Here is a 9,797-nt window from a genome sequence, read left to right as displayed (position 1 = left end):
GTTACTTGGTGAGGGGGGCTGCCTCGCGGGCGGCCTTGCGCTTGATCCCGTACCAACCCGCGACCAGCGCCGCAGCCACCACCGGAATCAGGAACAGCGTCTTGCGCCCCACCTCCGCGTCCTTCCACATCAGGCCGAGCACGGCCAGCAGGAAGGCGATGGTGACGTACTCCGTGACCCCGCTGCCGGGCAGCCGGAACGACGGCCGGGTGATGTGCCCCTCCTTGGCCCGCTTCACGAACGCCAGGTGGCACACCATGATGCTGATCCAGGTGCCGATGATGCCGAGCGAGGCGACGTTCAGGACGATCTCGAACGCCTGGTCCGGGACCACGCGGTTCAGCGCGACGCCGAGGACGCCGATGCTCGCGGTGAGCAGGATGCCGCCGTAGGGCACCTGGTTGCGGTTCATCTTCGCGGTGAACTTCGGGGCGGAGCCCGCCATCGCCATGGAGCGCAGGATGCGGCCGGTGGAGTACAGGCCGGAGTTCAGCGAGGACATGGCGGCGGTGAGGACGACGAAGTTCATCACGTCGCCGGCGCCCGAGACGCCGATCTTCGACAGGACCGTCACGAACGGGCTCTGGTCGGCCGAGTACACCGACCCGGGCAGCAGCAGCGCGAGCAGCACGACCGAGCCGACGTAGAACAGGCCCACGCGCCACATGATCGAGTTCACGGCGCGCGGTACGACCTTCTGCGGGTCCTTGGTCTCGCCCGCCGCGACGCCGACCAGCTCCAGGGAGGCGTACGCGAAGACGACGCCCTGGAGGACGATCACGACCGGCATCACGCCGTTCGGCAGGAAGCCGCCGTGGTCGGTGATCATGCTCAGGCCGGGCGTCTCGCCGCCCACGTCGTGCTGCGTCGCCACCAGGAAGATGCCGATGAACATGAACGCCACGAGCGCCGCGACCTTGATGATCGCGAACCAGAACTCCATCTCGCCGAAGTACTTCACCGAGATCAGGTTCACCGCGAGGACGACGGCGAGGGCGATCAGCGCGAGCACCCACTGCGGGATGTCGGTGAAGAAGCTCCAGTAGTGCGTGTAGAGGGCGATCGCCGTGATGTCGGCGATGCAGGTCGTCGACCAGTTGAGGAAGTACATCCAGCCGGCGACGTAGGCGCCCTTCTCGCCGAGGAACTCGCGCGCGTAACTGACGAAGGAGCCGGACGAGGGCCGGTACAGGACCATCTCGCCGAGGGCGCGCACGACGAAGAACGCGATGACGCCGCACACGAGGTAGGCGAGGGCGAGCGCGGGGCCCGCCGAGTGGAGGCGGCCACCCGCCCCGAGGAAGAGGCCGGTGCCGATCGCGCCACCGATGGCGATCATGTTGACGTGGCGGGCCTTGAGGTCCTTGCTGTAACCGGCGTCGCCCGCGTCCGCGGGGGCCTGGGACGCAGCGGTGCGGCTGGCGTCCACGGCCGTGTCTACGGCGTCGTTGCTCACGTGGAAGGTCCACTCTGTGGTGCCCGGAAAGAGCTCCCGGGGTCCGGATGTGCTCCGGTCCGCAGTACCCCTGACGGACCACGGACCGACCCGACACCTTCCCTTACGCAACGCCCGGAACGCGGTGGCGCACGTCACATAGCGGTACTTCTCACATGGTGAGAGGCACATGTACATCCGTGGGTCACGCGGTGTAAAGGCTCTCGATGAGGTGGCGGTGTTTCGCCGTGACGACCCGGCGGCGCAGCTTCAGCGTGGGGGTGAGCTCGCCGGTCTCCGGGCCCCACTCCTCGGTCAGCAGCAGGTGGCGCTTGATCTGCTCGGTGCGGTTGAGGCGCGCGTTGGCCGCCTCGACGGCCCGGGCGACCTCGGCCCGGACCTCGGGGCTGGCCCCCGGGTCGCCCTCGATGCCGCGTGCGGCGGCCCAGGCCGCGGCCGTCTCCGGGTCAAGGACGAGCAGCGCCACCAGGTACGAGCGGCCGTCGCCGTACACCAGCGCCTGGCCGACGAGGGGGTGCTCCTTGAGGGCGCACTCGACCAGCGCGGGAGCGACGTTCTTGCCGGTGGAGGTGACGATCAGCTCCTTCTTGCGGTCGGTGAGCCACAGGAAGCCGTCCTCGTCGAGCCGCCCGACGTCGCCGGTGGCGAACCAGCCGTCCGCGTCGCGGACGTCGTCGATGCCGCCGTCGGCCCGCAGATAGCCTTCGCACACGATGTCGCCGCGGACGAGGATCTCCCCGTCGTCGGCGATGCGTAACTCCACGCCGGGCAGCGGTCTGCCCACCGAGCCGAGCCGGAACGCCTCCGGGCTGTTCGCCGTGACCACGCCGCTCGTCTCGCTCAGCCCCCAGGCGTCCATGATCACCACGCCGAACCCCGCCCAGAACCGGGCCACCTCCACCGGCATCGGCGCCGCGGCGCTCGCCGCCCGGCTCAGCCGGTCGAGGCCGGCGTACGCCAGGAGCGGGTCGAGCACGCGCTCCTTGGCCTCGCGGTACGCCGCCTCCAGGTCGGGGGGCGGGCTCTCGCCGCGCTCGCGGCAGGCCACGTGCGCGCGGGCCGTGCCGGTGGCGGCCTCGACGGCGCGCCGCCGCTGTTCGGGCAGGCCGGCGAGGGCCGCCCGGAAGGACGCGGCGAGCTTCTCCCACACGCGCGGGACCCCGAAGAACTGCTCGGGGCGCAGCTCCCGCGCCGCCTCGGCGACCTTGGCCGGGTCGTCGCACAGGTACACCCGCGACGCTCGGTACAGCGGCAGGTAGATGCCGAGCATGCGCTCCGCGATGTGGGCGAACGGCAGGTAGCACAGGTGGCCGGAGGGCACCGCCAGGCCGGTGACCTCGGCGACGCGGACGGCGTCGTGCAGGACGCCGCGGTGGGTGAGGCACACGCCCTTGGGGTCGCCGGTGGTGCCGGAGGTGTAGACGACGGTCAGCGGGTCGGTGGCGCGGACCTCGCGCCAGGTCTTCTCGAAGATCTCGGTGCGGTGCAGCCGGGCCCCGCTCGCGCGCACCGACGCGTAGGAGCGGTGGTCGCCCGCGGCGGCCGGGTCGACGACGACCAGGTGCGCGAGGCGCACCGCGGTGTCGGAGAGCAGCGGCTCCCAGCGGGCGAGCTCGCCCGCGCCCTCGACGACGGCCACGCGGGCGCGGCTGTGCCGGGCGATGTGGGCGACCTGCTCGGGCGCCGAGGTGCCGTACACGGTGACGGGCACGGCGCCGAGGTGGGTCAGGGCGAGGTCGCTGAGCCAGTGCTCGGGGCGGTTGGCCATCATCATGAGGACGTGCTCGCCGCGGCGGACGCCGAGCGCCGCGTACCCGGCGGCGAGCAGCGCGACCTCGCGCCGCACCTCGGCCCAGGTCAGCGTGGTCCACGCGGCGCCCTCGCGCCAGGAGAGCGCGGGCCCGCCGGGGTGGTCCTCGGCGTTGCGGCGCAGCAGGGCGGGGAAGGTGATGTCGGTGGGGTTCCCGGGAAGCCGCGGGGTCGTGGTCATGAAACCGCCTCCTGGCACCGTCGGTCCGTACCGTCGGTTCGTACCGTCGGTTCGTCATCGGCTACGTGGCGTGACTGCCCCGGAGGCTTTCACAGCGGCGGTGGTACAGCAATACTGTTGCACCGCATTGCCGCACGACCGGGGAGGCGACGCACCGCCATGGCGACGGACACGGAGGCATCCGCCGACGACGCGACGGCCGACGTCGTGGGCGACGCACGGGACGCGGATTACGCGGTGGACGCGGAATGCGCGGTGGACGCGTCCGCTGTGGCGACGTACACGGTGGACGAGCTGGCCGCGCGCGCGGGCGTCACGGTCCGCACCATCCGCTTCTACAGCACCAAGGGCCTGCTGCCGCCGCCCGTGATCGGTCCGCGCCGGGTGGGGCTCTACGGCCCCGGGCACCTCTCCCGGCTCGCCCTCATCGAGGAGTTGCAGCACCAGGGCATGACGCTCGCGGCCATCGAGCGGTACCTGGAGCAGTTGCCGCCTGACCTGAGCGCGCACGACCTGGCCATCCACCGCGCGGTGGTCGCCTCGTGGGCGCCGGAGGGCGCGGAGGAGATGTCCCGGGCGGAGCTGGAGCGCCGGGCGGGCCGGGCCCTGCCGGCGGAGGAGGTGGAGCGCCTGGCGGCCATGGGCGTCGTCGCGTACGACGCGGCGGCGGACCGCTGCCGGGTGGACCCCGGGCTGCTGCGGCTCGGGGTGCGGCTGCTCGACGTACCGATCGCGCACGAGACGATCCTGGCCGCGCGCACCGTACTGATGGAGCACACGCGCTCGGCGGCGCGTGAGCTGTCGCGGCTCTTCCGCGACGAGGTGTGGGACCCCTACCGCGAGCGGGAGAGCGACCCCGGGCACGTGGCGGCGATGCGGTCGCTGTCGGCGCACATGCAGCCGCTGGTGGTGCAGGCGCTGGTGACGGCGTTCCAGCGGTCGCTGAAGGAGGAGCTGAGGGAGTGGCTCACGGAGCCCTGAGCAGCACCTGCTCGCGGCCCCGCGCCCACTCCCCCACGCGCGTCGCGCCCGCTCCCTCACGCACGTCGCGGCCCCTCCCCACACGCCTCGCGGCCACTCCCTCGCGCGTGTCGCGGCCTCCCCACGCGCCTCGCGGCCACTCCCCACGCCCGTCGCGGCCCGAGGCCCGCGGCCACCTCCGCCCGCGCCGCACGGCCACTCCCCACACGCGTCGCGGCCCAGGACCCGTGGCCGCTCCCCCACGCGCGTCGGGCCCAAGGCCCGCGGTCACTGACTCACGCGCCGCACGGCCCGCGGCCACCGCTCACGCGGCCCGCGGCCCGCGGCCGCTCCCCCGCGCGCCCCGCGCCCCGCCCGCCTCAGCCGTCGCGGAACGTCTCTCCCCGCTCCGCCTTCTCCACGAGCAGCGCGGGCGGCGTGAACCGCTCGCCGTAGCGTTCGGCCAGCTCCCGTGCGCGGGCCACGAACGCGGGCAGGCCGGCGCCGTCGTCGTAGCCGTTGATGTACTGGAGCACGCCGCCGGTCCAGCCGGGGAAGCCGATGCCGAAGATGGAGCCGATGTTGGCGTCGGCGACCGAGGTGAGGACGCCCTCCTCCAGGAGGCGCACGGTGTCGAGCGCCTCGGCGAACAGCATCCGCTCCTTCATGTCCTCGAACGGGATGGTGTGCCCGGGCTGGGTGAAGTGCTCGCGCAGGCCCGGCCACAGGCCGGTGCGCCTGCCGTCGTCGCCGTAGTCGTAGAAGCCCTTGCCGCCGCTGCGGCCGGTGCGGCCGAACTCGTCGACCATGCGGTCGATGACGGCCTCGGCGGGGTGGACGGCCCAGGTGCCGCCCGCCTCCTCGACGGCGCGCCGGGTCTCGTTGCGGATCTTGCGGGGCAGCGTGAGGGTCAGCTCGTCCATCAGGGACAGGACCTTCGCGGGGTAGCCGGCCTGGGCGGCGGCCTGTTCGACGGAGGCGGGCTCGATGCCCTCGCCGACCATCGCGACGCCTTCGTTGATGAAGTGGCCGATGACGCGCGAGGTGAAGAAGCCGCGCGAGTCGTTGACGACGATCGGCGTCTTGTTGATCTGCCGGACGAGGTCGAAGGCGCGGGCCAGCGCCTCCTGGCCGGTGCGCTCGCCCTTGATGATCTCGACGAGCGGCATCTTGTCGACGGGCGAGAAGAAGTGCAGGCCGATGAAGTCGGCGGGCCGGGTGACGCCCTCGGCGAGCAGGGTGATGGGCAGGGTGGAGGTGTTGGAGCACAGCAGCGCGTCGGGCGCGACGACGTCCTGGACCTCCTGGAACACCTTGTGCTTGAGCGCGGTGTCCTCGAAGACCGCCTCGATCACGGCGTCGCAGCCCGCGAGGTCGGCCGCGTCGGCGGTGGGCGTGATGCGGGCGAGCAGCGCGTCCGCCTTCTCCCGGGTGGTGCGGCCGCGGGAGACGGCCTTCTCGCACAGCTTCTCCGAGTAGGCCTTGCCCTTGGCCGCGGCCTCGGCGGAGACGTCCTTGAGGACGACGTCGATCCCCGCGCGGGCGCAGGAGTAGGCGATGCCCGCGCCCATCATCCCGGCGCCGAGCACGGCGACCTTGCGGACCTGACGCGGCTCGACGCCCTTGGGGCGGTTGGCGCCGGAGTTGACGGCCTGGAGGTCGAAGAAGAAGGCCTGGATCATGTTCTTCGAGGTCTGGCCGGTGACCAGCTCGGTGAAGTACCGGGCCTCGATGGTCAGCGCGGTCTCGAAGTCCACCTGGGAGCCCTCGACGGCGGCCGCGAGGATGTTGCGCGGGGCCGGGTAGGGGGCGCCGTTGAGCTGCTTCCTCAGGTTGGCCGGGAAGGCGGGGAGGTTGGCGGCGAACTTCGGGTTCGCCGGGGTGCCGCCCGGGATGCGGTAGCCGGGCACGTCCCAGGGCTGCTGCGACTCGGGGTGGGCGTCGATGAAGGCGCGGGCCTTCTCGATCATCTCCTCGGGGGTGGCGGCCAGCTCGTGCACCAGGCCGTTCTCCAGGGCGCGCCTCGGGTTGTACTGGGTGCCCTGGAGCAGCACCTTCAGCAGGGCGTCGGCGATGCCCATGAGGCGGACGGTGCGGGTGACGCCGCCGCCCGCGGGCAGCAGGCCGAGCGTGACCTCGGGCAGGCCGATCTTGCTGCCGGGCGCGTCGAGCGCGATCCGGTGGTGGCTGGCCAGCGCGATCTCGTAACCGCCGCCGAGGGCCGCGCCGTTGAGCGCGGCGACGACGGGCTTGCCGAGCGTCTCGATGCGGCGCAGCGCGTTCTTGATGGCGGTGCCGGTCTCGAACGCCACCTGGGCGTTCTCGGGGCCGACCCGGATCATCTCCTTGAGGTCGCCGCCCGCGAAGAAGGTCTTCTTGGCGGAGGTGTAGACGATCCCGCGGATGGACTCCTTCTCGGCCTCGGCGCGGTCGGCGATCGCGATGATGGAGTCCTTGAACGCCTGGTTCATGGTGTTCGCGGACTGGTGGGGGTCGTCGAGGACGAGCGTGACGACGCCGGTGTCGTCCTGTTCCCAGCGGATGGTGGTGCTTGCGGTCATGTCGGTGTCTCCGTGAAGTCTGTGGCGGGCGGAATCCGGGGAGGGCGGCTGCTGCGCCCTTGAGGCACGCGGGGTGCGCCTTCAGGGGCGCCGGGTACGCCTTCGTGGGCGCGGGGTGCGCCCTTCGGGGGCGCGGGATGCGCCTTCAGGGGCGCCGGGTACGCCTTCGCGAGCGCGGGGCGCGCCCTTCGGGGGCGCGGGGAACTGCGCGAGCGACCACGGCGCACCCGCGGACGGCGACACGCCCCGAGCCCCTGCGGCGCGCGGCCCTACAGCCGCTCGACGATCGTGGCGATGCCCATGCCCCCGCCCACGCACAGCGTGGCGAGGCCGTACCGGAGGTCCCGCCGCTCCAGTTCGTCGACGAGCGTGCCGAGGATCATCGCGCCGGTGGCGCCGAGGGGGTGGCCGAGGGCGATGGCGCCGCCGTTGACGTTGACCTTGTCCAGGCTCAGGCCCATGTCCTTGACGAAGCGCAGGACCACCGCGGCGAAGGCCTCGTTGATCTCGACGAGGTCGATGTCGTCGATGGTCAGACCGGCCTTGGCGAGGGCCTTGCGGGTGGCGGGGGCGGGCCCGGTGAGCATGATGGTGGGCTCGGAGCCGGAGACCGCCGCGGAGACGATCCGGGCGCGCGGGGTGAGGCCGTGGCGCTCGCCCACCTCCTTGCTGCCGATGGCGACCAGGGCGGCGCCGTCCACGATGCCGGAGGAGTTGCCCGCGTGGTGGACGTGGTCGATCCGCTCCACCCAGTGGTACTTCTGCAGCGCCACGGCGTCGAAGCCGCCGAGGTCGCCGATGTCCTTGAAGGACGGCTTCAGCTTGGCGAGGGAGTCGGCGGTGGTGCCGGGCCGCATGTGCTCGTCGTGGTCGAGGACGGTGAGGCCGCTGCGGTCCCTCACCGGTACGACGGACTTCTCGAAGCGGCCCTCCTTCCAGGCGGTGGCGGCGCGCTCCTGGGACAGCGCGGCGTACTCGTCGACGTCGCGCCGGGTGAAGCCCTCCAGGGTGGCGATGAGGTCGGCGCCGATGCCCTGCGGGACGAAGCCGGTGTCGAGGTTGGTCATCGGGTCGTTGAACCAGGCGCCGCCGTCGGAGGCCATCGGCACCCGGGACATCGACTCGACGCCGCCGGCGAGCACCAGGTCCTCCCAGCCTGAGCGGACCTTCATCGCCGCCATGTTGACGGCCTCCAGGCCCGAGGCGCAGAAGCGGTTCTCCTGGACGCCGGCGACCGTGTCCGGGAGTCCGGCCGCGATGGCCGCGATGCGGGCGATGTCGGACCCCTGGTCGCCGACGGGCCCGACGACGCCGAGGACGACGTCGTCGACCGCCGCCGGGTCGAGGTCCGGCAGGCGGCGCTGGATCTCGCGCATCAGACCGGTCACGAGGTCGATCGGCTTGGTGCCGTGCAGGGCGCCGTTCGCCTTGCCGCGGCCGCGCGGGGTGCGGATCGCGTCGTACACGTACGCTTCGGAGCTCACTGGAACGCCTTTCGGGGAGGTCGGGGAGGGTCGGCGGGGGCTGCCTGGGCTGATGGGTCTGCCGGATCTGCCTGGGTCGGCGGTCGCGCCGGGGCCGGCGGGCGGGAGGGGTGCGTCGGGTCAGTCGAGGAGGGCACGGCCGATGATCTCCTTCATGATCTCGGTCGTGCCGCCGTAGATGGTCTGGATGCGGCCGTCGGTGAACGCCTTCGCGACGCGGTACTCCGTCATGTAGCCGTAGCCGCCGTGCAGTTGCAGGCAGCGGTCGGCGACCCGCTTCTGGAGCTCCGTGGCCCACCACTTGGCCATGGAGGCGTGCACCGGGTCGAGCTGCCCGTTCGAGTGATCCACGACGCAGCGGTCGAGGAACGTGCGGGTGACGGCGCACTCGGTGGCCATCTCGGCGATCTCGAACCGGACGTGCTGGAGCTTGCCGAGCGGCCGCCCGAAGGCCTCGCGCTCCTTGACGTACGCCGTGGTGATCTCCAGGAGGTGCTCGGCCGCGGCGATCCCGGCGACGGCGATGGCCATGCGCTCCTGCGCGAGGTTCGTCATCAGGTGCACGAAGGCGCCGTTCAGCTCGCCGAGGAGGTTCTCCTTGGGCACGCGCACGTCGTGGAAGAACAGCTCGGCCGTGTCCTGGGCCTTCTGGCCGATCTTGTCGAGGTTGCGGCCGCGCTCGAAGCCCGGCATGTCCCGCTCGACGACGAGCAGCGACAGGCCGTGCGCGCCGCCCTCGGGGGTGGTCCGGGCGACCACGACGACGAGGTCGGCGAGGATGCCGTTCGAGATGAACGTCTTCGAGCCGTTGAGCAGCCAGTGGTCGCCCCGGTCCTCGGCGGTGGTGCGGATGCCCTGGAGGTCGGAGCCCGCGCCCGGCTCCGTCATGGCGATGGCGGTGATCAGCGAGCCGTCGCAGAAGCCGGGCAGCCAGCGCCGCTTCTGCTCCTCGGTGCCGAGGCCGGTCAGGTACGGGCCGACGATGTCGTTGTGCAGGCCGATCGCCAGGCCCGCGGCGCCCGCCCGGGTGAACTCCTCGGCCAGGACGACGGCGTGGCGGAAGTCCGCGTTCCCGCCCCCGCCGTACTCCTCGGGCACGGCGACCCCGAGCAGTCCCTGCTTGCCCGCGGCGCGCCACGCGCCCCGGGACACGATGCCGTCCCGCTCCCACTGCTCGTAGTGGGGTACGACCTCCTTGGCCAGGAAGGTGCGCACGGTTTCGCGGAACGCGTCGTGCTCGGCGTCGAAGATCTGCCGTTCCATGGTCATCCGTTCCGTCGTGGTGGCGGGTGCCGAAGGGGTGGGTGCCGAAGCGGTGGGTGCCTGTTCGGACCGTGCTTTCCAGG

Annotated in this window: 6 protein-coding genes; 1 reads left to right on the top strand and 5 read right to left on the bottom strand. The window is 72.2% G+C overall.

Annotation, left to right across the window (positions count from 1 at the left end; translation table 11 throughout):
- Window position 1: 1 nt before the first annotated feature.
- Window positions 2-1,456, bottom strand: coding sequence for an amino acid permease (locus IE330_RS11135; protein WP_190135753.1), 1,455 nt, complete (start codon window positions 1,454-1,456; stop codon window positions 2-4).
- Window positions 1,457-1,640: 184 nt separating this feature from the next.
- Window positions 1,641-3,446, bottom strand: a complete 1,806-nt coding sequence (locus tag IE330_RS11130; protein WP_190135752.1) for an AMP-dependent synthetase/ligase — start codon at window positions 3,444-3,446, stop codon at window positions 1,641-1,643.
- Between the two features lie 159 nt (window positions 3,447-3,605).
- Here IE330_RS11130 and IE330_RS11125 point away from each other — a divergent pair, with 159 nt between their 5' ends.
- Complete coding sequence (locus IE330_RS11125) at window positions 3,606-4,427, top strand: MerR family transcriptional regulator (RefSeq protein WP_190135751.1); 822 nt, start codon at window positions 3,606-3,608, stop codon at window positions 4,425-4,427.
- 359 nt (window positions 4,428-4,786) lie between these two features.
- Here IE330_RS11125 and IE330_RS11120 read toward each other — a convergent pair whose 3' ends face one another.
- From IE330_RS11120 to IE330_RS11110, 3 genes are all read right to left on the bottom strand, one after another.
- Window positions 4,787-6,967 carry a 3-hydroxyacyl-CoA dehydrogenase NAD-binding domain-containing protein gene (locus IE330_RS11120; protein ID WP_190135750.1) on the bottom strand — a complete coding sequence of 727 codons (2,181 nt, stop codon included), beginning with the start codon at window positions 6,965-6,967 and terminating at the stop codon, window positions 4,787-4,789.
- Between the two features lie 269 nt (window positions 6,968-7,236).
- Window positions 7,237-8,451 carry an acetyl-CoA C-acetyltransferase gene (locus tag IE330_RS11115; RefSeq protein ID WP_190135749.1) on the bottom strand — a complete coding sequence of 405 codons (1,215 nt, stop codon included), beginning with the start codon at window positions 8,449-8,451 and terminating at the stop codon, window positions 7,237-7,239.
- A 120-nt stretch (window positions 8,452-8,571) separates the two neighbouring features.
- Window positions 8,572-9,714 (bottom strand): acyl-CoA dehydrogenase family protein, encoded by a 1,143-nt coding sequence (locus tag IE330_RS11110; RefSeq protein ID WP_190135772.1) that lies wholly within the window; start codon window positions 9,712-9,714, stop codon window positions 8,572-8,574.
- Window positions 9,715-9,797 lie beyond the last annotated feature (83 nt).

It is taken from the genome of Streptomyces longispororuber, from assembly GCF_014656095.1.
Lineage (GTDB): Bacteria > Actinomycetota > Actinomycetes > Streptomycetales > Streptomycetaceae > Streptomyces > Streptomyces longispororuber.
Note: the sequence above shows the minus strand (reverse complement) of the source record. Positions and strands in the feature narration are given on the sequence as shown.

What these genes read in the sequence shown, in the direction of transcription:
- IE330_RS11130 (WP_190135752.1), bottom strand. Translation starts at nt 3,446, where the DNA reads ATGACCACGACCCCGCGGCTTCCCGGGAACCCCACCGACATCACCTTC.
- IE330_RS11120 (WP_190135750.1), bottom strand. Translation starts at nt 6,967, where the DNA reads ATGACCGCAAGCACCACCATCCGCTGGGAACAGGACGACACCGGCGTC.
- IE330_RS11110 (WP_190135772.1), bottom strand. Translation starts at nt 9,714, where the DNA reads ATGGAACGGCAGATCTTCGACGCCGAGCACGACGCGTTCCGCGAAACC.
- IE330_RS11125 (WP_190135751.1), top strand. Translation starts at nt 3,606, where the DNA reads ATGGCGACGGACACGGAGGCATCCGCCGACGACGCGACGGCCGACGTC.